This window comes from Streptomyces sp. CB01201 (assembly GCF_002803085.1).
GTDB classification, from domain to species: Bacteria; Actinomycetota; Actinomycetes; order Streptomycetales; family Streptomycetaceae; genus Streptomyces; species Streptomyces hundungensis.
In genome coordinates, this window is sequence record NZ_NNBJ01000009.1 from 1 (window position 1) to 23,476 (window position 23,476).

A 23,476-nucleotide genomic window follows, 5' to 3' on the forward strand; every position below is an offset into this window, starting at 1 on the left:
TGGCTTTATCGGTGAGTCCTGACACCGGTTGTCGATCGGCGGCGACACCGCCCGGTGTTTGCGGAGAGTGATATCGCCGAGTTTTGACACCACTTGGGGGCTTGCGGTGGGACGCTGGGGATGCTCTGCGTGGTAAAGGGGGCGCCGGTGCCACCGAAGTCCAAGGTCGATCTGTACGCGGCGATACGCCGCGATGCCCGGGCGGGGATGTCGAACCGGGCCGTGCAGCGCAAGTACGGGGTGGGCTTCCGGACGGTGAAGGCGGCCATGGAGTCCGTCTGGCCGGAGCCTCGCAAGCAGCTGCCGCCCCGCAAGACGCGGCTCGACGCCTTCAAGCCGACCATCGACCAGATGCTCCGGGCGGATCTGGACGCGCCGCGCAAGCAGCGGCATACCGTCAAGCGGATCTTCGACCGGCTGCTGGACGAGCACGGTGCGGTGGAGGTGACCTATCCAATGGTGCGGGCCTATGTCGCTGTTCGCCGGCCGCAGATACGGATCGAGGCGGGACGCGGGCCGCTGAACGCGTTCATCCCCCAGACCCACATGCCGGCAGCGGAAGCAGAGGTCGACTTCGGCGACGTGACGATCCGTCTGGCCGGCGAGCAGGTCAAGGTCTACCTGTTCTCGATGCGCCTGTCGTACTCGGGCAAGGCGGTACACCGCATCTTCGCCTCGTGCGGGCAGGAGGCGTTCTTCGAAGGCCACGTCCACGCTCTCAGCGTGCTGGGCGGCGTCCCCTGCGGCAAGGTGCGCTATGACAACCTGCGGGCCGCGGTGGCCCGGGTGCTGGGCCTGTCCCGGGCTCGAGTGGAGAACGAGCGGTGGACCGCTTTTCGTTCGCACTACGGCATCGAAAGCATGTACTGCCGCCCGGGCCTCGAAGGAGCCCATGAGAAGGGCGGGGTGGAAGGCCAGATCGGCTGGTTCCGCCGCAACCACCTCGTCCCCGTCCCGGAAGTCGACTCCCTCGCCGAACTCAACGCGATGGTCGAGCGGTGGGACGCCGAGGACGATGACCGCCGCATCCGGTCACGGCCGCGGACGATCGGCGAGTACTTCGCCGTCGAACGCCCGCTGCTGCAGCCGCTGCCCGACGACCCGTTCGAAACCGGGCGGCTGTTCAGTCTCCGGGTGGACCGATACGCGCAGGTCAGTGTTCGCACGAACCGCTACTCGGTGCCCGTGGGACTGATCGGCCGGACCGTCCGGGTGATGCTGCATGCCTCCGAAGTCGTCGTCTACGACGGCCGCAAGGAGGTCGCCCGGCACGAGCGGCTCATCGCCAAGGGCCAGGCCCGCCTGGAACTGGACCACTACTTGGAGGCCCTGGTCCGAAAGCCCGGCGCCTTCCCCGGCGCGACCGCGCTGGAACAGGCCCGTTCCGCAGGCAAGTTCACCCCCGTCCACGACGCATGGTGGGCGGCCGCCTGCAAGGCCCACGGTGACCGGGACGGCACCCGCGCTCTGATCGAGGTCCTGCTGCTGGGACGGCATCTTCATCACGAGTACCTGGTGACCGGGCTCGCCGCCGCCCTCCGGGCAGGCGCCCTGACCGCGGACGCGGTCGCACTGGAAGCCCGCAAGGCCGCCGAGGCCGACGATGCGCCGGCCGCGGCGGCAGATCCGGAGCCGGACCGGGCGAGTGTGACGTTCCTGACCGAACGGCGCCTGGCCCACCTGCCGCCCGACAACCGGCCGCTGCCCTCGGTCGCGGCCTACGACCAACTGCTGCGACCACGGCAGCCGGACCGTTCTACCGTCGAGGGAGAGAGGCCATGACGACGTTCAAACGCCACCGCGGGCTGACCGAACAGGCCGCCGATGCTGCTGTCGACCAGGCATGCCGGATGCTGCGGCTGCCGACCATCCGGGCCCAGTTCCCCGAGCTGGCCGAAGCCGCCGCCCGTGACCAGATGTCGTATCGCGGTTTCCTCGCCGAACTGCTGATGGCCGAATGCGACGACAGGGCCCGCCGCCGTTCGGAGCGGCGGATCAAGGCCGCCCAGTTCCCACGCGAGAAATCACTGCGGGCCTTCGACTTCGAGGCGAACCCCAGCGTGGACCCGGCGGTCATCCACACCCTGGCGACCTGCGAGTGGGTCAAGAAAGGCCTGCCGCTCTGCCTGATCGGCGACTCCGGCACCGGCAAGTCGCACCTGCTGATCGCGCTGGGCACCGAAGCCGCGATGGCCGGCTACCGGGTCCGCTACACACTCGCCACCAAACTCGTCAACGAGCTGGTCGAGGCCGCGGACGAGAAGGTGCTGACCAAGACCATCGCCCGCTACGGCCGCGTCGATCTTCTCTGCATTGATGAGCTGGGCTATATGGAGCTGGACCGCAGGGGCGCTGAGCTGCTGTTCCAGGTTCTGACTGAGCGCGAGGAGAAGAACAGCGTCGCCATCGCCTCGAACGAGAGTTTTAGCGGCTGGACCAAAACGTTCACCGACCCCCGGCTTTGCGCGGCCATCGTCGACCGGCTCACCTTCGGCGGCAACCTCATCCAAACCGGCACCGAATCCTACCGCCTCGCCCTCACCCAGTCCCGGGCCGCTGCACGGGAAGCCACCGCAGGCTGACGTCATACGTGGCCCTTCTTGAACAGGTGCGGAACAAGAATGCCCGCCATCCTGACGTCCTGGCCGCCCAGCGCAAGAAACGCGCCCGCCTCCGCAGCGAGAAGGGCCTTCGCTGGGGAGGCCGACCCCCGCTCGTTGCCTGATCAAGCAGCCTGGTGCGCCGCCTGCTCGAGTCCACCGGCACGGAGGGCATCCTCGATCTCGCCGAGCTTCGCTGACGACAAGACTCCCACCTGCTCGGTCAGATCTTCCTGGGCCAGCGTGACCAGCCAAGTGCACGGGACAAGACCGGGACGTGGCAGCGCCACTCGAAGGACACCCTCGAGAGGCAGCCCCTCGGGCGCCCCCACTGCCACCTCGACGGCCACACCGCTGATCTCGGTCCCCGCAGGAGCGACGACCTGCATCGCTCGGAACCCGGACGCTTCGTCTCCTGACAGCAGTACTACCGGCCGCCGCTCGTCAATGTCCGCCAACCAGACCTCGCCGCGCTGCATGTGCCCTCCCGACGCAGGATCGCGGGGAACCTTGCACGCCCCGGACCGAACACCTCATTGTCGGCCGTAATCCAACCAGTCCAGCGGTCGCAGCGGCCAGCGAACCCGGTGATCCTTCGCGGTCACGGCACTATGGCCAGTGGTCGGCGGAGAGATCATCATGTGGGTATGTCTGAGAACCAATCCACTGTGGCACCGACTGTGGTGCGGCTCGCCCAGTACACGAAGGCGGACCAGGAGGAGATCCTTGGCAACAGCGATGATCCCTTCGGTGTCGCCTGGACCGGTCTGACCTGGATGCCGAAAGAAAAGCACTTCGGCATCCGGCACCACGACCGCCTCGTGGCACACGCCGGCCTGCTGCGACTGCCTGTTGCGATCGGCGACGCCGAGACAGAGGTAGTGGGCGTCGGCGGGGTGGCCGTCTCACCCAGCATGCAAGGTCAGGGCCTGGCTCGCCTCGTCGTCACAGCTGCCCTGGAGCACGCCCGAACGATGGGTCCTCAACACGCACTCCTCTTCTGCCGGCCTCCCCTCGTGTCGCTCTACCAGCGCCTCGGATGGCACCCGCTCGACAAGGACGTACTCGTCGAACAACCCGAAGGCCGCCTCGTGACCATGCCGCTGCGGACCATGGTCACGCCCCTGCTCGACGATGCCCGGTGGCCCTCAGGGCCAGTACGACTGTTCTCACTACCTATGTGACGGGCCCCTTTAGCAAGAGCCGCGCAGCGCCGCGACACAGGGTTCACCCATCTCGCGCCGGTGTCAGTTCTCACCAACATTTTCCGGCTCTGCGATCGACAAACGCTGCCCAAACTCGGTGACAAACGGTGTCGGCTCTCGGTTACGAAGCCAGGCGAGAGCAACTGGAAGGTCTACGCGACCAATTCCAGCAGCGGCGCATACGGCATTCCCCAGGCGCTGCCCGGCAGCAAGATGGCCGACGCGGGCTCCGACTGGCAGAGCAATCCGGCCACCCAGATCAGCTGGGGCCTGACCTACATCGGCGATCGCTACACGACCCCCTGCGGCGCCTGGAGCGCCTGGCAGTCCCGCTCTCCCCACTGGTACTGAGCCCGTGCCGGCTAGGAGCCCGCGATCACCGCGGTCCGGGCTTCTCGTCGCCCCTCCGCCACCTTCCCCACCCTTCGAGGTTCCGGCATGCCCGCAGACCCCGCCGTCCGGTCCCCCCGCATCAGCCCACCGGATGCGATGCGCCCGGCGCTCCGTCCCGCATCGCACAGCGCCGTCGTCGGCTACCGCGTGGTCAGGTCTCTTCCGGGCCGGCCCGCCCGTCGTCTTACGTTGCCGACCGGACTTGTCTCCATCGTCATCGCTGTGCCGCACCCGGCACACGACGGGTCCACTCCACCGCCTGCGCCGCCACTGCTCTCCGGCGTCCGTACGAAGGCCGCCATCACGGTGTCTGCCGGGCCCGCCACCGGCATCGAAGTGATGCTGAAGCCCACGGCCGGCTACTCCCTCCTCGGCTCCTCCCTGCACGAACTCGTCGATCGGCACATCGAGTTGCTCGAACCGGCCATGATCGACACCGACCGGCTGACGATGACGTTGGGGCAACTGGACTGCTGGAACGACCGGTTCATGTTGCTCGACCGGTTGCTGTCGGAGCGGATCGCGGCCGGTCCACCGGCCTCGCCGGGTGTCGTCCGTGCGGTACTGGCTGTCCGTCACGGCGGCGGACGGCGCTCCGTGGCAGAACTCGCCGCCGAATCCCAGCAGAGTCCGCGCCATCTGGAACGGTTGTTCAAGGAGCAGGTGGGGGTGTCACCCAAGACATACGCTCAGATCACTCGGTTCAGGCACGCCTTGAGGCTCATCCGCACCGGTCTCTCGCACGCCGATGCCGCCGCGCGAGCCGGATTCCACGATCAGGCCCATCTCCATCGGGACTTCAAATCGATGACGGGCCGCACGCCGCGGCAATTCATGGAATTCACACGCGCCGAGGATTTCCGGTAGCGCCACGTCGCATTCTTACAATCCACTGCTTCCGTCGCGCGGCACTATAGATCTCAGAGAGCGGGAACACCATTCCTGCCCCGTCCCACATGATTTCGGAAAAGCTGCACGGCTTTCCGGAAAGACGAGAAGAGGAATCCCATGAACCTCCCTCAGAAGCTCATCCGGTCCGCGGCCGTGGTGGCCGCCGCAGCCGGGCTGGCCGCAGGCGCGCTGGCCGCACCGGCGAGCGCGGCCCCCGGGGTCTCCAACATCTCGGTGGGCTCGGGCAACACACACGGCGTGTGGTGCGTACAGAACGCGGTGAACAACTGGGCCGAGCGCACCAACCAGGGCCGTCCGCTCGTTCAGGACAACAAGTTCGGCAGCGGCACCAAGACCTGGGTCCAGAATTTCCAGCGGGCGTCGGGGCTGCCTGCCGACGGAATCGTCGGGCAGATCACCGGAAACAGCATCCTCGACAATTCAGGCGGCTACCGCACTTACTGCTACGACTACGTTCCCAGCACACGCCACTGACGCGTTTCCCACGGCGGCCACCGGGGTGTGGACGACACGTGCTGCCCTGTGGCCGCCGACGCGCAGACAGCCCCCCCGACTGACCGATAGCGCGCCCCTCTCTCGCCCAGCACCCGCAAGGTTCCCGCCGCGCGGAGTGGCGCGCGGCGGGCCGGTGAGGGAGCGGGCCAGGGAGGGCTCGGGCGAACGCGCGGTGGACTCGGCCCGTACCCTCCCGGGAACCGGTACGCGTACGCCATCGTCGGACCCGGGGACCACCAACCCGACCCACTCACCCGCCCCGCTCGTCCCCTGAACGCACAGCGCAGCTCGACACCAAGCGACGCAAAGCGACTCAACTCAGTGGAGGTTGAAGCAATATGCCGGTCCGTCAACGACTCTTCATCAGCTCGGGTGCCGTGGCCGCGGCCGCCGTCCTCGCCCTGGCCGGCACCGCCGACGCAGCCGTCGCCAAGCTCAGCCAGTCCGCGGCGGCCTCCCAGCTGTCGGCCGCCGGAGTCACCCACTCCTCCACCGGCGGCTGCACCACCCGGTCCAATGCCCACTGCACCTCGTACGACCAGATCAACCAGACGACCGTGGACGGACTCAAGACGCTCAAGAGCGCCAGCAGCTGCGCGATCAACGTCACCGGCGGAACCGAAATCGGTCACGCCTCCGGCACCTACAGCCACTACAACGGCTACAAGGCCGACATTTCCCGGAACACCTGCATCGACTCGTACGTCACCAACAGCTTCACCCACATCGCGACCCGCAGCGACGGCGCGACCCGCTGGCGCTCCTCGGCCGGAAACGTCTACGCGAACGAGGGCACCCACTGGGACATCACCTACTGCGGCGGCGACACGTCCTGCACGGCAGCGGCCAGCGCCTGACACACACCTCGCCGGTACGCCGTGGCGGGATCGGAGCCCAGGCTCCGATCCCGCCACGGCCATGTACCGCGCCACCATGCACCGCTGATCGCCCCTCAACCGCAGAAGCCGAACCCGGACGGCAGTTCGGGAGCCACCAGCACCCGACTTTCTTGATCAATACCAGTGAGAACAGGTTCTGGCACAGATCTTGGCGAGCCGGCCTGTACGCGATCGAGCCTTCATCGGAGCAACGGGCCGACGTGCCGGTTCCCGTCGTTCACGTCCTGGCGAACCCAACGCGCCGCGTCAGCATAGAAGTTGCGCCAGGACCCACCCTCATGAACAAAGGCAGCAGGTCACAGTAGATCCTGCTCCTCCACTTGACCCTCGCCTACGGCACGCTCCGACCCTGACCTTGGCGCTACCGCTGCCACTCCAATCGAGCGGCGTCCCGACTGCCGTGAGTGGTCCATTCTCGAACCCCTCAGGGGTGCCGTGGCAACGGGTGCCGCGCCAGAGATCCCGGAGGAATGCCTGGAGGGGAGGCGGAGCTCGCATCCGTGGGGTGGGACCTCCTCGGCGGCGCCGGCGCGGGCCGGCCTCGGGTGAGCGATCGAGGCATCGAGAGAGGGAGTCGGTGCGCCATTGGACAGATAGTCTCTGCGCAGATAATCTATGGGCAGATAATCTAGTCGAGGAGACCGGCCATGTGGGAGTACGAGCACAGCATCGAGACCAGCGCCGCCCCCGAAGCGATCTGGCGGCTCTGGTCCGACGTCGAGAACTGGGGCGCCTGGAACACCGAGATCGAGAAGATCGAGATGCATGGCCCATTCGCAACGGGCACGCAGATCACGATGACGCCGCCCGGGGACGACCCGGTGATACTGCGTATCGCGGAGGTGGTCGAAGACGAACTATTCGTCGACGAGGCGCGCTTCGACGCCCTGCTGCTGCGCACCACCCACCGGATCGACCGGATCGACCAGGACCGGATCCGCGTGGTGTACCGGATGGAGATCACCGGCACCAGCGTCGACGAGGCCGGCCCGCAGATCGGCCCGGGCATCACCGCCGACTGGCCCGAGACAATGGCCTCGCTGGTCTCGCTGGCCGAGCGAGCGCTTCGCTGATGGCCCTCAGCCCCGGCGACAGCCCCGGATTCCTGCTCTGGCACACCACGCTGCGCTGGCAGCGCGACATCGCCACAGCCCTGGCCCCGCTCGGTCTCACCCACGTGCAGTTCGTGCTCCTCGCCTGCACCTGGTGGCTTAACACCCAGGGCGAGCATCCCAACCAACAGGCCCTCGCCCGCCAAGCAGGCACCGACGTCAAGATGACCTCTCAGGTACTACGCACTCTCGAACACAAAGGCCTCATCGAACGGGAAGTCGACCCGGCCGACACCCGCGCCAAACGACTGCGCGTCACCGAAACCGGTGCCGACTTGGCCCCACGTGCGATCGCCGCCGCTGAGCGCACCGACGCACAGTTCTTCCAACCGGTGCCCCTCGACGAGGCGGTATCCTTGCTCGGCCGCCTGGCCCATCCCGAGACCTGAAACACTTCGAGGCTGAGGGCGGCTCGCTCAAAGGAGTGATGCGGACGGCGGCGCCGAACCCTCGACCGTCCGGGTCTCGCCCCGGGCGTCGTGGGTGCTCTCGACCTCGTACACCCGTCCGAGCCCGGTCTCCTCGTCATCGATATCGCCGACGACGACACGACCGCCCACGCCGCTGTCAGCGCCTCTGGACGCCGTATGGGCGACGTCCGCCGGCCCACCCATTGCGTCCCGGACAACCAGGCGCCTACCTAAGCCTGTTCACGGACCTACGGCCTCAGAGCCCAGAGGCCGACCGACGCCGGAACAGCTCAGCAGAAAGCGACTCCCGACACGGTCCTGAGCACCTACCGTGGAACCTCTCTGCCGCCCTCTTGGAGGTCTGCCATGGAGTGGAAGCACCGTAGTCCGATCGGTGACGACGGGCAGCAGCCCGGCCGACCGATCCCGCCCCCCGCACCCACGCCGCCGCCCGCACCGCCGAAGAAGTAGCCATGGCCGTCCCGGTATCCGATCACGTGTCCCGTCTGATCGCCCACCTGGGCGGGCCGCTCGGCACCACCCTGCCGCCCGTGCTCGCCGACGCGGTGCGCGCGGTGCCGCGGCACCTGTTCCTCCCCGACCGCATCTGGATCCGTGACGGGAACGGGGGCTACCTGGCAGTCGACCGCACGGCCGATCCCGAGGCGTGGTGGTCGGCGGTGTACAGCGACCAGCCTCTCGTCACGCAGTTCACCGACGGTGTCCCGTCGTCATCGGCGTCAATGCCGTCGATGGTCCTCTACCAGCTAGCCCTGGCCGGCCTCGTAGACCGCCGCCTCCCCCGTGCCGGAACCGGCGACACCGACAAGCACGGTAAGGGCGCGCTGCACGTCCTTGAGCTGGGCGCGGGCACCGGCTTCAACGCGGGCCTGCTGTGCGCGCTCCTCGGCCAGGCCGCGGTGACGACCGTCGACCTCGACCCAGATCTCGTGGCCCAGGCAGCCGCGAACCTGAAGACCGCCGGCTGCACACCGACCGTCGTCCTGGGCGACGCCGCCCAGGGTTGGCTGCCCGGCGCCCCGTACGACTTGATCCTCGCGACGTTCTCCGTCGACAGGATCCCCGACCCATGGCGGGCCCAACTCGCCCCCACAGGACGCATCGTGACACCCTGGTATTCGGACTGGACCGCGTACGGCATGCTCACCCTCACCACAGCTGCCGGCGGGGCGGCGCAGGGCCGCTTCCACCCCCACGGTTCCTACATGGTCATGCGCACCCCCAACGCCCAGAACGCCACGGAGCCGGTCCCCAGCACGACAGCAACGGCCAACGTGCCCCTCGCGACACTGGACATGGGCGCGACCACCGACGCGACGACATCCGGACCTCCAGCCCCCTCAGTCCCCCCGCCGACCGCGGGCCCGCGCCGGACCCGGCTCTCACCCTGGACCGTCACCGCCGACCCCGACACCCAATTCCACCTCGGCCTCACCGTCCCCCACACCTCCTACGAGTGGGACACCACCGCCCAGCACGCCCCCATCCGATTCGCCCTCTACAGTGCCGACGGCTCCACCGCGACCGTCGACCACGACGGCATCCACCCCGACGAGTTCAGCGTCACCCAGACTGGACCCCGCGCGCTGTGGACCGAGACGGAGACCGCGTACGCCCGCTGGGAGCAGCTCGGCCGCCCCACCGCCGACCGGCACGGCCTGACAGTGACGCCCGACGGTACTCACTGCGTGTGGCTCGACCGGCCCGACACGGTCATCACCACTCTGCGCTAGCTGCGCTCAGGCCCAGAAAAGGAGCCCGACGCTCCCGACTGGCCCGAAGAGACACCCGTCGCCCGGGTGTGCAGCAGCCTTTCGGCGCCGGCAAATACCCGAGTGCCACCACCGGCACTCGACGTCCGGGGGAATCCTCGGAGCCGGACGCCGTGGACTCCGGCACCTGGTGTCTTGCGGCCGTCGCACGACATGCCGGCACCCCGTCACCCGGGACTAGGCCGAGCACCCCGGCACGCGCGCGAGGGTGCGGAGAGTCTGCTGGGACCCGGTGGGCCGGATGCCTCGGCAAAGTCCGTGGGGCCGGGTGTCAGGGCGCGGGCGCGAAGAGCTCCAGGGCGATGTTGTCCGGGTCCCTGAATTCCAGGATGAAGCCGACTCCGATGTCCTTGATGCCCTCGTGCCGGACACCCTCTTCATCGAGTACCCGCACCGCCGATTCCAGCTCCTCACGGCCGCCGACCGCGAAGCTGAGATGGTCGAGGCCGGTGCGGTCCTCGTCGAAACGGTCCTTGGCAACGGGGCGCAGCCCGAACAGGGAATCCCCGAGCTGGTAGAGGACTCCCCCGTAGAGGAAGGAAAGATCCTGCCGCGTCTTCTCATCGGCGTCGGGCGGCAGTTGCACAGCCACCGGCAGCCCGAGGATCTTGTCGTAGAACGCGCGGGATCGGTCGATGTCCGTCACCGTGAGGCGGACGTGGGCGTAGCCGCGAGGTTTGATGGTCATGGCTCATGCTCCGTCACGCCGCCCGCTGGCCGCGGAAACGCCGCGCCGAACCCCACGGGAGATGTTCAGCCCACGGCTGTGCGGACCTGTGACACCCCAGAGGTACCCAGCGAAAGCGCGTGAGGGCGAGCAGCATGAAGGCCCCGGTTATCAGACATGCGCAGGTGGGAGCGGAGGGCCGAGCGTGGACGACGGGCCACGCGGCGCTCGTTGGGACGCCGCTCGGCGCGGCGCGTTCCCGAAGAGGTCGCGCACGGCGGTCGCCGTGGCTGCATACACGTCGTAGAGCGCTCCGAATCAGAGGTACCAGTCCTGGTGAGGCGTACGCAGATCGACCACGCAATCCTCGACTTCGACCATCCCGTTCGCTTCGGTAGCCAGATCCCGGCAGAGATGGGCCGCTTCTGCGCCCAGACCAAGGCAACGGGCCAGTTTTGAGCCACGAAGCGGCGGGACGTCCACAGCCTGCCCGGAGCCCTCAGCCTTGCCCGATCCTACGAATGATCAGATCCGACCCGCTGGAGAGGCGGCACAGGTGAGTCCGCGATTTGTATACAAGTCGACGGACTGGCCCTCGATGCCTCGTTGTGCCCTCTGCGATGCCCTTGAGCCCTTTCTGCTCAGGGGGGCTATGCGCCTCCGTTCATGGGGCTATGCGCCAGCGTTGTTGGTCGGCGGGGAGTGCTCCGCAGGGGCGGGCCTCGATCACCTGGAGGTGCTGCGTGTCGTTCGGCGTCAGGTCGGACATGCACCACTTGTTGTCCTTGCTGACCAGGCGGACAAAACCATCCGCCGCCCCGTCGATGGGCTGGATCGACCACTTCTGGCTGCTGGCCATCTGCCCGTCCGTGAGGCTTGACTCACCACCCGAGGGCTCCCACATCCGCACCATGTTCCCCTCCCTCTTGCTGTCCGCGACAAGCTTCGGTTCGGTCGAGGAGGTGAGGGCGAACTCGTCCTGCGGCAGCGGCCGGACGTACCACTTCTGGTCCCATGTGGGCTGGTCCGGGCTGTCGGGCGCCGCATAGACGTAGAGATCCCCGAAAGGCCACTGACCCGCCGTCGTCGTCAGGTACATGCCGAGTCCGGACTGAATGCGAACCGGTTTCGTCAGGTCGTACTGGGGCTTCTCCGGACCGCCGCCACCACTGTCGGAGCCGCCGCTTTCCGGCTTGGGCGGCGCGGACGCCGGGGCTGATGGCGGTGGGGCCGGCCGGGTCGATGGGGTGGGCGGCGGCGGCGACGGCGCACTCTGGGAGCTCTTTGGAAGGGGGGTCTGCCGCGCGGGTGCCTGTTCCGCGGCCTGGGACTTGACGCCGGTGTCGTGCCGCAGCCAGATCATCACGAACACCACGAGCAGTGCCAGCAGGATCGAACCGACCGCGAGGACCCAGCGCGGGAACACGGACGGCTGGAGGTAGGTGCCGCGCAGCTCCTGCGGAGCCGCGTCACCGGACCTCAACACCCCCACCGTGAAGGGGTGTTGACGCGTTCCGCCGAACCAGCTCACGTTCACCGCGGTCAGCTCCACCTCGGCGAAACCGGCCCGGCCGGGATCGACCTGCACCGCGGTGGGGTTCGCCTCGACGTTGGCGGCGTCACCGTTGTCGCGGGTCGAGAACGACGCCGTCAGCGGCTGGTTGCCGAGATTGTCGACGGCGAGCCGGCCGCGCGCCCGACGCCGGCCCCGCACCGAGCGCGGCACCAGCTCGGCACGCATCTCGGCGAACGGACCGACGGTGAGCCGCCCCTCGACGACATCGGCCTCATGAGGGTGCTCACGCGGATCGACCCGGATACCGAACACACTCGGCCCGGCGATCGCGTCCGAGGTGCGCGGCGGCGCGAACGTGATGTCGGCGGTGCCCTCCGCCCCGGGATAGAGCCGCAGCACGGCCGGCTCGACACGCGCCCACCCGGCCGCGTCACCGACCACCGTAAGCCGGTACTCCTCGACGGTGTCCCCCGTATTGCGCACCCGCAGCCTGACGGCGGCGCTGTCACCGGGGGCGACGGTGGTGGCGGGGGGCTCCAGGGCAGTCCACATACTCATCCAATTCGCGCAGGGCCTTCTTCGGGTATGACGGCCCTGCTGGTCGCTGAGCTACTGTCAATGGGTGGCCGGAGAACACCCTTTGTGCGTTGGCCAGTTGGCCAGTTGGCCAGTTGGCTAGTTGGCTGAAGCCTGTTCCTGGCCCGGACCGGCCCCCCCTGCACGCGTCGCCTTGCTGATCATGGCCGTGGAGCCGGCCTCCTGCGGATACTTGCCTCGTGCGCCGCTGGCGACGAGTGGACCGGCGCCACAGGATTCCAGCTAGTCGCGTGTGTGGGGGGAGAGACCTGTACGTCGGTGCAGGCGCCCTCCATACCGCCGCCGGCGGACCAGTCGAGCGTGACGGTGCGAGTCTCGCCGGGAAACGTGATCAGGGCGTTCGCGGGCCGCGCGAGGCTCTCGCCGCGGGTGTCGAGGCTTCGAGTCAGATCGAAGATAACGGCCTTGCCAGGCTTCAGGATGGTGAGGCGCAGCTGGGCGTGGCCGCGCCCGATGGGCTCAGGTGTGGCCGACATCCTCTGCCGGGAATGGCGAAGACAGGGACGCCTTCGCAACGGTCATTGAGCATGAAAGCCCCTCTGTTAAACGGTAGTTGAGCACGGACACCGCAGTTCGTTCGGCCTTGCTCGATCAGCATGAACCGACTGCTCGCCGGGACAACAGGGGCGTCGTCACCCCACGACACTGTTGTCACCATCCAGTGACATGACCACGCCGCCCGGCACCTGCCCGTAGAGCTTGGATTGGCCGAAGAGGGAGGCTCCAGAGCCGTACTCGTGCACTTATGTTGTCTCGCACTGCGAATGGCAGCCCTGGGAACACATGCCACCGTGCTGAAACCCAGGACGCTCCACATAGGCCTCTACGCATCGCAGGCCGGGATCGCGCGCACATCGGTGAAGATCGCGTCGGCGCTGTCGCTGGCCGCCATGCCCAGTGCCTCCCAGCTCCCCTCGACCGACCGGCAACCCGCCAAGCGGGAGTAGAGGCCGGTCCTGACGGCGAAGAGACGGCGGCCGTCGTCGGCCAGCACGGTCACCTGCGCGTTGGTGCAGCTGTGCGCCCCCGAGCAGTAGGGCTTGCGCCCAGTGGTCATCCAGCCGTCATCACGGAGCGAGGCAGTCAGTCCCGGCCCCGGCGGCTCGGTAGCCCCCTCCCAAAAAAAGTTCGCCGGAAGCAGCCACCAGCCCGCCCAGCTCGGCCAGGATCACGACCGCGACCGCGTCGGCATGCCTCTCCACCTGGTGGTCCAGTGGGACCGAGCGGACTTCGCGCGCTGCAATGGGGCGTTGGTGGCCACCGCGTCGACAGGCACTTCATGAACCGGCTGCTCGCCAGCATCAACAACCGCACCCGTCGCCATCCGGGACAGCGGGTCCCGGTTGGCTGCCGCAGGGTGCCGCGCACCCCATCACAGGGCCTCTGGTTAATCCGAGAGTCCGAAGGTGTGGACGACTGTAGCCCTCCCCCAGCGGGGACGTTCCCTCCTCCTACCCGCGCTTGAGTGAGTCGAGGATGAGTGAGAGGCCGAAGTCGAAGCGTTCCGCGAAGTCGATGTCCTCCATATACGGCGCCACACGCTGGAGGGAGGGGTACGCGCCCGTACTCAGTGCCGCCGACAGGGTGTGCTGCGTCTGGCTCTGCAATGCCTGTTCTTCCTGGGTGAGGGCCAGGGTCAGATACAGCACCGTCCACAGGGCCCAGGCCGCGTCCCGCTCCTTCAGGCCGCCACCGAGCAGTGCCTCCAGCATCGTGTCGGCGAACCGCAGCGTGCCGGGTTCGGCGGCGTAGGTGCCGGTCACCAGGGCTGCACCGTCGCGGTGGGCCAGCAGGGCGGCCCGGTAGCGGTGGGCGAGTTCGCGAACTCGCTCGGCCCAGTCGTCGGGCAGGCCGTCCAGAGGCACTTCGGCGGCGATCGCATCGGCCATCAGTTCCAGCAGCCGTGACTTCGTTTTGGCGTGCCACAGCACCGTGTTCATGCGGACACCGAGCCGGTCGGCGGTGCCGCGCACGGAGACGGCGTCCGCCCCCCGCTCGTCGAGCAGCCCCAGAGCGGCCCTCACTACAGCTTCGGGCCCGAGCTTGGTCCGGCCGCCGTCGTTCCCACTTGCCTGATCCTTGGTCACTGACCTAGCTTACGGGAAGCAAGTCATTGGTCGCCGACCAAGGGCGAGTTGGTGGCCGCTCAGAAGGAGGGGCCGTGACGCGAGGGGTGAACACGTCAGATGGCACGAGCTGATCTCACGAGTGGCACGAGCGGGACAGGCACAAGGGACGGGAGGAGCGCGATGGACCGTGTCGTCATCGTCGGGGCGGGGCCCGTGGGGCTGTGGCTCGCGGCCGAACTACGCCTGCGGGACGTACCGGTGACCGTTCTGGAGGCGCGCAGGCATCCCGACCCGCACTCACGGGCCCTGACCGTGCATCCCCGGACTCTGGAGGTGCTGGACTGCCGGGGCACGGTCGAACCGTTCCTCGCGGACGGCGTACGCATCCCGAACGGCCACTTCGCCGCGCTCCAAGAACGGATGGACTTCGCCCCGCTGGACACTCCTTTCCCGTTCACGCTCGCACTCCCCCAGGCCCGCACCGAGGAGCTGCTCGCCGCGCACGCGACGGCCCTCGGCGTCGAGGTTCTGCGCGAACACCGGGTCACCGACCTCAGGCAGGAACCGGACCACGTCGACGTGACCGTCGAGGGCCCGCGCGGCAGCGAACGGATACGAGCGGCGTACGCGGTGGGCTGCGACGGCACCCGCAGCACGGTGCGCCAGGCCGCGGGCATCGACTTTCCCGGCACGTCCGCGACCCTGTGGGCCTGGCTCGGGGACGTGATCCTCGACGCGCCGCCCGCCACACCGCAGTTCTCGGGACCGCACGGCAACCTGATGGTCTTCCCGCTCCCGGACGGCGTCAGCCGGATCGTGGGCAACGATCCGGAAAGCCTGCGTCCGGAGCATCGCGGCGAGCTGACCCTCGACGAACTACGCGCCAGGGTCGTCCGCATCGCGGGCACCGACTTCGCCATGCGCGACCCACGCTGGCTCTCGCGGTTCGGCAACGCCGCCCGCCAGGCAGCCCACTACCGCAAGGGCCGGGTGCTACTGGCCGGCGATTCGGCACACACGCACTTTCCCGCCGGCGGCCCGGGGCTGAATGTCGGAATCCAGGACGCTACCGCCCTGGGCTGGCGACTGGCCGCCGTCTTCCACGGCTCGGCACCGGACGCACTGCTCGACGTCTACCACGCGGAACGCCACCCCGTGGGAGCCGAACTCCTGCTGCACACCCAGGCGCAGGCCGGATTGATGACGACATACTCCGCCGAAGGCCATGCGCTACGCACGCTGCTCGGACAGCTCATCACCACCGTCCCGGACTTCAGTCTGACCCTGGCGGAACGCCTCTCAGGACTGTCCGTCGCCTATCCACCGGCCGATGAGAGCGCTCACCCCCTGACCGGGCGGCGTGCACCAGATCTTCAACTCAGCAGCGGAAGAAGGCTGTTCGAGCTTCTTCGAGGCGGACGCCACGTGCTGCTCGACCTCACCGGCGAAGGCAGCGCCGTCATCGCAGGCTCCCAAGGGAACGCCGACTTCCACAGCGCGCGGCTCACCACCCCACGCCCCGCCTGGTCGGCTGTCCGCTCGGCTCTCATCCGCCCGGACGGTCACGTCGCTTGGGCCAGCGACGTGGAAAGCACCCGCCACGCACCCGTACACATGCACGCCGGCTGACACCGAGGCACCAGACCTTCCTGGCCCGTTGCCTCGAACCGGACCGGCCGCCGGACATGTCTGCGACTCCGACTGCAGGCGGCCGTGATCCCGGCCAGGCGCGGACGAGCTGCACAACCGGCCGGGAAGGCTGTATCCATAGACGGGGGACCGCGCGGACCACTCTGTGAAACCGATTCCGCTGCACGCCGCGCCAACTCGCCTCGCCGCCCCGACCATCACCGGATGGCGCATCGTGAGCTTGCACTGCGCACGGGCAGGCTCTGCAAACCATCGAGCGAGAAGGGCCCACGAGTGACTCCGCCGGAGCATCCGCGGCCTGCGGCTCGGGGCCTCTCGGGGCCAGGCGCCCAGCGCCACGCTACTCGCGGCACTCTTGATGTTCTTTGGATTTCCCGCGGCCGCGTTGGGGCCGGCCGCCATGTCATCAACTCGACCGCGTTGACTGCTCAGCCTCCTTTCGAGACCGTCCATGCGTCTGTGCGCCCCAAAGCTGATGCGCGTACGCCATCTTCCCTGTTGGGCACACGTGTTGACGTAGGCCGAACAGGGTTGGAAGCCTGCCGGGTCGGCGTACGTTCCGGGCGCCCGAGGATCGTCCGGTTGCGGGGAATCGGTGCCAGATCTGGCCCGGCGGGCGGACCTGGCTGTTCGGCCGGGCTCTCTCCTGCGGCTTCGGTGGGCGTCTTCAGCGCACCAGGAGATCGATGGCGACCTCCAGTCGTTCGAGGTAGAAGTCCCGCGATGCTGCCTGGTGCTTGAGGCCCGTCGATGCGCTGATCATCGTCTGGGCGACTTGGCCGGCCGCCGCTTGTTTTGCCTCCACTTTTGCCTCCACGGCGATCGCGTTGGTGATCAGTTGCTCGAAACGTTGCGGCGTGGTCACGACGATCTCCCCCAGGAGGCCGGGGTTGTCCTCGATGACCACCGCCACATCCCGTGTCAGCGGGCCGATGTAGCGGCCCGCCCACTGGTCGAACGCAGCGAGGAGGCGCTCCGCAAGGGGGCGGCCAGTGTCGGCCAGGACGTGTTCGACCGCTGCGAGGTCGCGCTCCAATGCCTGGGTGACGGCGGCGCGGAACAGGCTGTCCTTCGAGGAGAACAGGAAGTACAGCCCGGGCCGGGAGATGTCCGCCGCCCGCGCCACCTCCTCCATCGAGGTCTTCCGGTAACCGAATCGCGCGAACGTGACCATGGCGGAGTCCAGAACCATGGTCCGACGGTCGGTGTCGGCGACCGTCGACGGCGAGGGGCTGGGGGTGAGCCTGTTCATGGACCGAGGATACGAGCGTGAGTCGTACTATACAAATCAAGACTAGTGCGTATAGTTACCGTGATGACTCCTCGCGAACCCATCTCCACGCCCTTCAACGCCTCCAGCACCGCGGACGAGGTCCTGCGAGGTATCGACCTCACCGGGGTCCGTGCGATCGTGACGGGAGCTTCCTCCGGAATCGGGATCGAGACGGCTCGCGCGTTGACCTCTGCCGGGGCAGAGGTGACGCTCGCTGTCCGGAACACGACGGCGGGGGAAGCCGTCGCTGAGACGATCGAGAAGTCGACCGGGGGAATACGACCCCGAGCCCTCCGGCTGGACCTTGCCGACAGGACCACCGTCACGCGATTCGTTGACGCGTGGGACGGCCCGCTGCACCTGCTGATCAACAACGCGGGCGTGGTCACCGGTGGCCTCGAACGCACAGGTGAAGGCTGGGAGCTGCAATTCGCGACGAACCATCTTGGGCACGTCGCCCTCGCCATCGGCCTTCATGACGCCTTGGCCCTGGGTGCGGCCGACCGCGACGGAGCGCGGATCGTCTCGGTCAGTTCGACGGCGCACATGCGTGCCGGCATCGACTTCGACGACCTCCACTTCGAGCGTCGCAGCTACGATCCGCAGATTGCCTACGCCCAGTCGAAGACAGCGAACTCACTCTTCGCCGTCGAGGCAAGTCGCCTCTGGGCATCCGACGGCATCATCGCCAATGCAGTGAACCCCGGCGGTGTCTCGACGGGACTGCAGCGGAACTTCACAACGCAACAGAAGGAGTCGCTCGACGCGGCCGAAGCCGCAGGAGTCTTCACGTACAAGACGGTCGAGCAGGGCGCTGCCACCAGCATCGTCGCAGCCGTCGCCCCGGAGTTCGCGCACTCCGGCGGCCACTACCTAGACGATGCACACGAGGCCTACACCGTGACGAACGACGCCGACCTCACGCAGCACCCGCACGGTGTCAAGGAATGGGCGCTCGACCCCGCCATCGCCAAGCGCCTCTGGACAGTCTCGACCGACCTGCTCCGCGTCTGACCCTCTCGGCGCCACGGCAAGCGGTACCGCCGCCGTCCTGGCTGGTGGTCGTCGCCACGCCGTCGACGCGGCGTCAGATCGTCGGCGTGAGGGCGGTGATGGTGAGGCCGGCGCCCACGATGACGACGAGCACTGCCGTCATCACGGGGCCGATCCTGGCGAGGTGGCGCAGGACTGCTTGGGACCGGTTCGAGAGAGTGGTCGTGCGGGTTTCCAGGTGGTCGCGGAGGCGGACGAGGAGGAGTCCGGCCGCGGTGAGGGTGGCGGCCATGCCGAGGCCGTAGGCGATGACGAGGAAGACGCCGAAAGCGGTGCGCCCCAGGGCGACGGCGCCGAGGAGGACGACGAGGGCTGAGGGGCTGGGGACCAGGCCGCCTGCGATGCCCATGCCGATGAGTCCGCCGCGCCCCTGCCGGCGGGCCGGCCCATGCTGGTGGGGCGGCGTGCTGTCGGAGGGCCATGTCTCGGGTTTGGTGAGCGTGGCGACCGTGCCGGGTTCTCCGCGCTGTGGTGCGGCCGGGCGGCGGCGCTGTGGCAGGCGGGCTCTGGTCCGCAATGGGGCTTCGGGGGCCACGCGATGCCCCTGCCCGTAGTTGTCGTGGTGCCTGTGGCCGTGATCGTGGCCGAGTTCGTCATCGTGATGGTGGTGGTTGTCCCCATGGTCGTCCCCATGACGGTGGCCGTCCCCATGATGGTGGTGATGGTGGCCTGTGCCGTGGTGATGGTCATGGTGGTGCCCGTGGGATGGTCGGCCGCGCAGGTTGGTGGTCAGTAGCCATAGGCCGATGCCGGTGACGATCAATCCGCTTGCCACGCCGAGCCAGTTCAGGACCGTTTCGCCTGCGAGGTGGGTGGCAGTGGGCAGGGCGAGCCCGAGCACGAGGACGCCCGCGGTGTGGGTGAAGGTGACGGTCGCGCCGACGGTGACGGCGTCGCGTTTGGTGCCGCGCCGTCCGGCGAGGTAGGCGGCCATGATGGTCTTGCCGTGTCCGGGTAGCACCGCGTGCGAGGCGCCCAGGACCAAGGCCAGCAGTACTGCCAAGAGGCCTACAGGAATGGTGAGTTGACGCCCTCCGATCAGCGCGTCGAAGCGCGAGGTGACCACGTCGGAAATCCCCGTTGCCCAGCTGCCCCCGGGCAGGGCAGCTGCGCCGGGTGTGCTTGCCGTGGCGCCTGGTTGGGTGTGCAGGTGTGCGGTGTGCTGGTCGAGCGGGCTCGTGGTGGGATCCGGCGGGTAGTGCCGCAGCTCGTCCGTCGGTGAGGTGGCGGGGAGTTCCGTGCCGGTGATCGCAAGACCCTGGCCTCGAACGGTCATCTCGCGCCAGCCGATCCGCTGAGTGTCGTACGTGGTGCGGACGGCGACGTCGGCGGCCTGGGAGAGGTCCGCGGGCACCGTGTAGGTGCAGGTGAGCCGGCTGGTGTTGAGGCCCGCCTGCCCGGGCTCGTAGGTCAGCCCGTGTGACGTCTGGTTGAAGCCGACGGGGCGTTCGCGGACGTCTGCGTGGAGCTGGCGGCCGAGTGCCGTACAGGCGGCTTTGCTGTAGCGGTCGGCTTCGGCCGGGGACGTGGCGCCGTCGTGGTCCAGGTCGATGCGGGGGCGTTCCTGGAGGGTGGAGATCTCTGCCCGGTCGACGATCACCTTCGCATCGACGCGGTCGGCCCGGAGGGTGAGGCCCGTGTGGTAGTTGACGGTGAAGTTGCCCAAGGGGTGCGCGAGTGCGGCATGGGCCTGCGGCAGCAGGACGGCCGAGGTCAGCGCCACGGTGACAGTCGCCGTCGTGGTGCGGCGGAGCATGGGATTCATGAGGTGGTGTCGATCTGCTGGAGGAGGACGCGCGCTGCGGGTGCGTGCAGCGGATGGAAATGGGGGTCGAGCCGCAGTGCCGTTCTGAGGTCGTCGTCGGCCCCGGCTTCGTCGCCGAGCGCGTGACGGATGACGGCGCGGTGGTAGTGGAACAGCGCGCTGTGTGTGCCGAGGGCCAGGGCTTGGTCGGCCTGGGTGAGGGCTTGCTCGTCGCGCCCGGCCTGGTGCAGGGCCCAGGCGTAGGCGTCGTGTACGGCAATGAACGGCCGTGTGCGCAACGACTCCTCACCCATGTCTGCGGCGCGTGCGGGACTGCCGTGGTCGGCTTCGAAGAGGATGGCGTCGGTGTCGGCCGGGGTGTTGCCGGTGCGGCGGATGGCGTCCTGGGCGCGCAGCAGGGCGTACTGGGTGTCGGCTTCGGCCCGGTGGCCGAGGGACTCTTGGAGTTCGCCGAGGCCCAGCAGGTAGTGCGGCAGTGGTACGACGGCGATGGCGGCCTCGTAGTCGCGCACCGCGCCGGGCGAGTCGCCCAGGGCCGTGCGGGCTCGGGCGCGGGCTTCGAGGAGTGCGGAGTCGCCGGGTGTGGTGCGCAGCCCTTGATCGGCCTGCGCCAGGGCTCCTCGGGCGTCACCGTCCTGCAAATACAGCGCGGACAGGCACACTCGGGCGAAGGATTGCTCGCCGGTGGTGGCCGCGGCCGTCAGGGAGCGCTGCATCAGCTCGCGGGCCCGCTCGGTGTCGCCGCGCAGTTCGAAGGTGTAGGAGGCGCGGGCCAGCGCCGAGGCGTCGGGGCGCAGGTCGTTCATGCGCTGGACCGCGGTGTACGAGTCGTCGTAGCGGCCGAGTTGGGTGTAGGCGTCGGCCAGAACTCCATAGGCGACCGAGCTGTAGGGAGCCGTCGTCGTGGCGCGGCGGGCCCAGGTCAGTGCCGTGGGGAAGTCATGGCGTGCTGCTGCGAGCGCCCCCATGGCGATCTCCGCATTGGCGTTGCCGTCCTTCTGTACGGCCAGAGACCTGTCGAGTGCCTGCTCTGCGCGTGCGTAGGCGGCCGGGTCGGGCAGGGTGCGTGCCTGCTGCACGTAGGCCATCCCCAGAGCCGCCCAGGCTCCGGCGTCCCCGGGCAGATGCTTCACTCGCGCGCGCAGAGCCTCGATCGAGCCTCTCGCCGGTGGTGGAGCGGCCGGTCCTGAGGCCGGCTTCTGGCCGTCGTCGCCGGGCGAGAGGCCCACGGCACCGGCGGTGAACATGACCGTGCCCAGAGCCAGTGCGGCGACGGCGCTGCGTACCGTTCGCCGGGTACGCCGTGGCCGGACGTCAGGCGCGGGGGCGTGCGGGTGCATGAGTTTCCTCCCCTGGTGCGGTGCACGTGTCCGGCCCCGCACCCCGGGGGCTGGGCCGGACACGTGTGACTGCTGGTCTCGGGTGGCGAGGTCAGCTGGTCGTGGTGCGGCGGCGCAGGCGCCAGCCGCCGGCACCCAGCAGAAGCACGCCGGCGGCACTGGTGCCGGTGGCGATCGTCTGGCCGGTCACACCTCCGCCAGCGGTGTGCTTCAGGGCGGACTGCTGGGCCCGGTCGGATCCGCCCGGCCCGCTGTTCACCGACTTGGTGTGGGGAAGTGCCAGGTAGGGGAACGTAGTTCCGAACGGCACCTCATTGGCGTCGACCTGGTCGCCGTCGGCCAGGGCGGGGACGATCTGCCCGGTCTGGGCGGCACCCTCGACAGCCTGCAGGGAGATGTCGATGACGTCGTCCGTCAGCCGCCGGCCGTTCGGGAACCCAGCGAGGTCGCCTGCCAGGACGCCCAGTCGGTTGGGATTCGCGGCCGGGCTCACGGCCATGTTCAGCCGCAGTTCCTCGGCCGGCACGATCCTGCGCAGGTTGGCGTCCTTGTTGAGGCGGTGGGCGTTGAGATCGGCCTTGACCGGCCCGCACGCCTTGCAGATGCCGGTGAGGTAGATCTCGAAGAGGTCCTTGCGCGGGGTGGCCGGCGCGGGAACCCCGTACACCTTCTGGATCAGCTTGGGCAGGATCGGGTCGAGGACCTTGTCCACGACGGGCTGCACCGTGCGGTCCTGGTCCGGGTTGAGCGTGTTGAAGGCGTCCTTGTACTTCAGCGGGACGACGACCTCGTTGACCAGCGGATTACCCAGCCGCGAGACCTGCTTCCACCGATCCCCGCGCTGGGAGCGGGAGTCGGAGACCTGCACACCCTGGCGGTCGGTGGTCGACCAGATGCCGACCACCGGGTTGCGCGAGCTGTTGCCCCTGAGCGCGAGCTGCGACTTGGGGATCTGCAGGGCGACCGAGTTGACGTTGTAGCCGGCCAGGGTGTCCTGGCCGCGCTCGGAGAGGTTCCCGCCGTACAGGAGGTCGAAGACCCGCAGGTCGGCGAAGAACGGGTCCTCGGACTGACCCGCGAACGTCCTTCCGCCGCCAGGCAGCGTACGGATGGCCTGGTTGCGCAGGGACGCGTAGTTCGGCATGGAAGCCGGGCCCACCCGTGACGGCGCGGCGGGAGCGTCGTGGAGCAGGACCTTGCTGTCCTGCCCATGGGAGACCACCAGGTCGTAGACCTGGCGGAAGTTCAGGTTCGGGTCGGTCAGGGAAGTGACGGGCCCGGTGTTGTAGAGGAACTGGTTGGCCGCGTCGCGGACCTTGTTGTGGAAGCGCCAGGTGTAGGTGGTGTCGGCGACACCGTCTCCATCACTGTCGATCTTGATGTTGTAGCGGAGGTCCTCGCCGAAGGCGTAGAAGTTCGGCCCGCCGTTGGGCTCCTCGAACGGGATCCAGTTGGCCAGCAGCGTCACGGTGTCGGGCTTGTCGGGGCTGGTGAACGCGTACACGTCGGTGTTGTCCGCCCGCGGGTCACCGGCGATCAGCGGTGCCTCACGGTGACTTGAGGCCGAACTGATGCCCGGCGCCAGGGTCATGATGCCCAGGCCGGTCGCCAAGGCGCTTGCACCGAGGACGAGCAGGGAGTGGTCCAGTACGCGGCGCGATCGCGGCGTGCCGTGAGTTGCCTTCACGGAGATCCTTCCGAGCGGGAGCTCCCCCGGCCGGCGACGT

At 68.5% G+C, this 23,476-nt stretch carries 22 protein-coding genes and 1 pseudogene; 13 read left to right on the forward strand and 10 right to left on the reverse strand.

Features of this window, described 5'->3' with window-relative positions; all coding sequences use genetic code 11:
• Window positions 1–120 precede the first annotated feature (120 nt).
• Together istA and istB are read left to right on the forward strand one after the other, a co-directional pair.
• Entirely contained in the window at window positions 121–1,782 is a 1,662-nt protein-coding gene (gene istA / locus CG740_RS19205) for an IS21 family transposase (RefSeq protein WP_100576426.1), read from the forward strand.
• Window positions 1,779–2,582 carry an IS21-like element helper ATPase IstB gene (istB, locus tag CG740_RS19210; protein WP_100576427.1) on the forward strand — a complete coding sequence of 268 codons (804 nt, stop codon included), beginning with the start codon at window positions 1,779–1,781 and terminating at the stop codon, window positions 2,580–2,582. Before istA ends, istB begins: the two co-directional genes overlap by 4 nt.
• Before the next feature lie 143 nt (window positions 2,583–2,725).
• Here istB and CG740_RS19220 read toward each other — a convergent pair whose 3' ends face one another.
• On the reverse strand, window positions 2,726–3,079 hold the full coding sequence (locus tag CG740_RS19220; RefSeq protein ID WP_100576428.1) for a type II toxin-antitoxin system PemK/MazF family toxin: 354 nt from the start codon (window positions 3,077–3,079) through the stop codon (window positions 2,726–2,728).
• 168 nt (window positions 3,080–3,247) lie between these two features.
• Here CG740_RS19220 and CG740_RS19225 point away from each other — a divergent pair, with 168 nt between their 5' ends.
• The 7 genes and pseudogenes from CG740_RS19225 to CG740_RS19255 all read left to right on the forward strand — a co-directional run bounded on the left by CG740_RS19225 (window position 3,248) and on the right by CG740_RS19255 (window position 8,005).
• Window positions 3,248–3,784, forward strand: coding sequence for a GNAT family N-acetyltransferase (locus CG740_RS19225; RefSeq protein WP_100576429.1), 537 nt, complete (start codon window positions 3,248–3,250; stop codon window positions 3,782–3,784).
• A 156-nt stretch (window positions 3,785–3,940) separates the two neighbouring features.
• Window positions 3,941–4,156: pseudogene (locus CG740_RS19230) on the forward strand (lytic transglycosylase domain-containing protein); the annotation flags it as partial.
• 138 nt (window positions 4,157–4,294) lie between these two features.
• Window positions 4,295–5,065: a helix-turn-helix transcriptional regulator gene (locus tag CG740_RS19235; RefSeq protein WP_324901128.1), complete on the forward strand. Its 771-nt coding sequence runs from the start codon at window positions 4,295–4,297 to the stop codon at window positions 5,063–5,065.
• A 141-nt stretch (window positions 5,066–5,206) separates the two neighbouring features.
• Window positions 5,207–5,584 (forward strand): peptidoglycan-binding domain-containing protein, encoded by a 378-nt coding sequence (locus CG740_RS19240; protein WP_100576431.1) that lies wholly within the window; start codon window positions 5,207–5,209, stop codon window positions 5,582–5,584.
• A 359-nt stretch (window positions 5,585–5,943) separates the two neighbouring features.
• The gene (locus CG740_RS19245) at window positions 5,944–6,462 is read left to right on the forward strand and encodes a hypothetical protein (RefSeq protein WP_100576432.1); all 519 of its coding nucleotides are present in this window, start codon (window positions 5,944–5,946) and stop codon (window positions 6,460–6,462) included.
• Between the two features lie 689 nt (window positions 6,463–7,151).
• The gene (locus CG740_RS19250) at window positions 7,152–7,577 is read left to right on the forward strand and encodes an SRPBCC family protein (protein WP_100576433.1); all 426 of its coding nucleotides are present in this window, start codon (window positions 7,152–7,154) and stop codon (window positions 7,575–7,577) included.
• Complete coding sequence (locus CG740_RS19255; RefSeq protein WP_100576434.1) at window positions 7,577–8,005, forward strand: MarR family winged helix-turn-helix transcriptional regulator; 429 nt, start codon at window positions 7,577–7,579, stop codon at window positions 8,003–8,005. Before CG740_RS19250 ends, CG740_RS19255 begins: the two co-directional genes overlap by 1 nt.
• Before the next feature lie 27 nt (window positions 8,006–8,032).
• Here CG740_RS19255 and CG740_RS39715 read toward each other — a convergent pair whose 3' ends face one another.
• Complete coding sequence (locus CG740_RS39715; RefSeq protein WP_159030338.1) at window positions 8,033–8,176, reverse strand: hypothetical protein; 144 nt, start codon at window positions 8,174–8,176, stop codon at window positions 8,033–8,035.
• On the opposite strand from CG740_RS39715, the gene CG740_RS41905 reads away from it, so the two are divergent.
• Together CG740_RS41905 and CG740_RS19260 are read left to right on the forward strand one after the other, a co-directional pair.
• Window positions 8,150–8,260: a hypothetical protein gene (locus CG740_RS41905; RefSeq protein WP_442802839.1), complete on the forward strand. Its 111-nt coding sequence runs from the start codon at window positions 8,150–8,152 to the stop codon at window positions 8,258–8,260. The two genes, CG740_RS39715 and CG740_RS41905, sit on opposite strands and share 27 nt — an antisense overlap.
• A gap of 239 nt (window positions 8,261–8,499) precedes the next feature.
• Complete coding sequence (locus tag CG740_RS19260) at window positions 8,500–9,780, forward strand: protein-L-isoaspartate O-methyltransferase family protein (protein WP_100576435.1); 1,281 nt, start codon at window positions 8,500–8,502, stop codon at window positions 9,778–9,780.
• Between the two features lie 310 nt (window positions 9,781–10,090).
• On the opposite strand, the gene CG740_RS19265 is transcribed toward CG740_RS19260, so the two are convergent.
• From CG740_RS19265 to CG740_RS19285, 4 genes are all read right to left on the reverse strand, one after another.
• Window positions 10,091–10,507 (reverse strand): VOC family protein, encoded by a 417-nt coding sequence (locus tag CG740_RS19265; RefSeq protein WP_100576436.1) that lies wholly within the window; start codon window positions 10,505–10,507, stop codon window positions 10,091–10,093.
• Window positions 10,508–11,150: 643 nt separating this feature from the next.
• On the reverse strand, window positions 11,151–12,560 hold the full coding sequence (locus CG740_RS19275) for a hypothetical protein (RefSeq protein ID WP_159030339.1): 1,410 nt from the start codon (window positions 12,558–12,560) through the stop codon (window positions 11,151–11,153).
• Window positions 12,561–13,422: 862 nt separating this feature from the next.
• Window positions 13,423–13,656 carry an acyl-CoA/acyl-ACP dehydrogenase gene (locus tag CG740_RS19280; RefSeq protein WP_100576438.1) on the reverse strand — a complete coding sequence of 78 codons (234 nt, stop codon included), beginning with the start codon at window positions 13,654–13,656 and terminating at the stop codon, window positions 13,423–13,425.
• Between the two features lie 394 nt (window positions 13,657–14,050).
• A complete protein-coding gene (locus CG740_RS19285; protein ID WP_100576439.1) occupies window positions 14,051–14,686 on the reverse strand; it encodes a TetR/AcrR family transcriptional regulator C-terminal domain-containing protein in 636 nt (211 codons plus the stop codon).
• Between the two features lie 162 nt (window positions 14,687–14,848).
• On the opposite strand from CG740_RS19285, the gene CG740_RS19290 reads away from it, so the two are divergent.
• Entirely contained in the window at window positions 14,849–16,297 is a 1,449-nt protein-coding gene (locus CG740_RS19290) for an FAD-dependent monooxygenase (RefSeq protein ID WP_100576440.1), read from the forward strand.
• A gap of 688 nt (window positions 16,298–16,985) precedes the next feature.
• Here the strand turns inward: CG740_RS19290 and CG740_RS19295 are convergent.
• Entirely contained in the window at window positions 16,986–17,492 is a 507-nt protein-coding gene (locus tag CG740_RS19295; RefSeq protein WP_100576650.1) for a TetR/AcrR family transcriptional regulator, read from the reverse strand.
• Between the two features lie 141 nt (window positions 17,493–17,633).
• Here CG740_RS19295 and CG740_RS19300 point away from each other — a divergent pair, with 141 nt between their 5' ends.
• Complete coding sequence (locus CG740_RS19300) at window positions 17,634–18,605, forward strand: SDR family NAD(P)-dependent oxidoreductase (protein ID WP_100576441.1); 972 nt, start codon at window positions 17,634–17,636, stop codon at window positions 18,603–18,605.
• Between the two features lie 73 nt (window positions 18,606–18,678).
• Here CG740_RS19300 and CG740_RS19305 read toward each other — a convergent pair whose 3' ends face one another.
• The 3 genes from CG740_RS19305 to CG740_RS19315 form a co-directional block, all read right to left on the reverse strand.
• Complete coding sequence (locus tag CG740_RS19305) at window positions 18,679–20,409, reverse strand: nickel/cobalt transporter (RefSeq protein ID WP_100576442.1); 1,731 nt, start codon at window positions 20,407–20,409, stop codon at window positions 18,679–18,681.
• A complete protein-coding gene (locus CG740_RS19310) occupies window positions 20,406–21,749 on the reverse strand; it encodes a tetratricopeptide repeat protein (RefSeq protein WP_100576443.1) in 1,344 nt (447 codons plus the stop codon). The genes CG740_RS19305 and CG740_RS19310 overlap by 4 nt, the downstream gene beginning before the upstream one ends.
• Before the next feature lie 91 nt (window positions 21,750–21,840).
• On the reverse strand, window positions 21,841–23,436 hold the full coding sequence (locus tag CG740_RS19315; RefSeq protein WP_376498529.1) for a DUF4331 domain-containing protein: 1,596 nt from the start codon (window positions 23,434–23,436) through the stop codon (window positions 21,841–21,843).
• Window positions 23,437–23,476: the final 40 nt, after the last annotated feature.

Bases quoted from the DNA above. Each gene is read 5' to 3' on its own strand.
- CG740_RS19240 (WP_100576431.1), top strand. From the start codon at position 5,207: ATGAACCTCCCTCAGAAGCTCATCCGGTCCGCGGCCGTGGTGGCCGCC.
- CG740_RS19245 (WP_100576432.1), top strand. From the start codon at position 5,944: ATGCCGGTCCGTCAACGACTCTTCATCAGCTCGGGTGCCGTGGCCGCG.
- CG740_RS19250 (WP_100576433.1), top strand. From the start codon at position 7,152: ATGTGGGAGTACGAGCACAGCATCGAGACCAGCGCCGCCCCCGAAGCG.
- CG740_RS19280 (WP_100576438.1), bottom strand. From the start codon at position 13,656: ATGACCACTGGGCGCAAGCCCTACTGCTCGGGGGCGCACAGCTGCACC.
- istB (WP_100576427.1), top strand. From the start codon at position 1,779: ATGACGACGTTCAAACGCCACCGCGGGCTGACCGAACAGGCCGCCGAT.
- CG740_RS19310 (WP_100576443.1), bottom strand. From the start codon at position 21,749: ATGCACCCGCACGCCCCCGCGCCTGACGTCCGGCCACGGCGTACCCGG.
- CG740_RS19300 (WP_100576441.1), top strand. From the start codon at position 17,634: ATGACTCCTCGCGAACCCATCTCCACGCCCTTCAACGCCTCCAGCACC.
- CG740_RS19235 (WP_324901128.1), top strand. From the start codon at position 4,295: ATGCGCCCGGCGCTCCGTCCCGCATCGCACAGCGCCGTCGTCGGCTAC.
- CG740_RS19265 (WP_100576436.1), bottom strand. From the start codon at position 10,507: ATGACCATCAAACCTCGCGGCTACGCCCACGTCCGCCTCACGGTGACG.
- CG740_RS19295 (WP_100576650.1), bottom strand. From the start codon at position 17,492: ATGGTCACGTTCGCGCGATTCGGTTACCGGAAGACCTCGATGGAGGAG.
- CG740_RS19305 (WP_100576442.1), bottom strand. From the start codon at position 20,409: ATGAATCCCATGCTCCGCCGCACCACGACGGCGACTGTCACCGTGGCG.
- CG740_RS19275 (WP_159030339.1), bottom strand. From the start codon at position 12,560: ATGAGTATGTGGACTGCCCTGGAGCCCCCCGCCACCACCGTCGCCCCC.
- istA (WP_100576426.1), top strand. From the start codon at position 121: ATGCTCTGCGTGGTAAAGGGGGCGCCGGTGCCACCGAAGTCCAAGGTC.
- CG740_RS19225 (WP_100576429.1), top strand. From the start codon at position 3,248: ATGTCTGAGAACCAATCCACTGTGGCACCGACTGTGGTGCGGCTCGCC.
- CG740_RS19260 (WP_100576435.1), top strand. From the start codon at position 8,500: ATGGCCGTCCCGGTATCCGATCACGTGTCCCGTCTGATCGCCCACCTG.
- CG740_RS19255 (WP_100576434.1), top strand. From the start codon at position 7,577: ATGGCCCTCAGCCCCGGCGACAGCCCCGGATTCCTGCTCTGGCACACC.
- CG740_RS19220 (WP_100576428.1), bottom strand. From the start codon at position 3,079: ATGCAGCGCGGCGAGGTCTGGTTGGCGGACATTGACGAGCGGCGGCCG.
- CG740_RS19290 (WP_100576440.1), top strand. From the start codon at position 14,849: ATGGACCGTGTCGTCATCGTCGGGGCGGGGCCCGTGGGGCTGTGGCTC.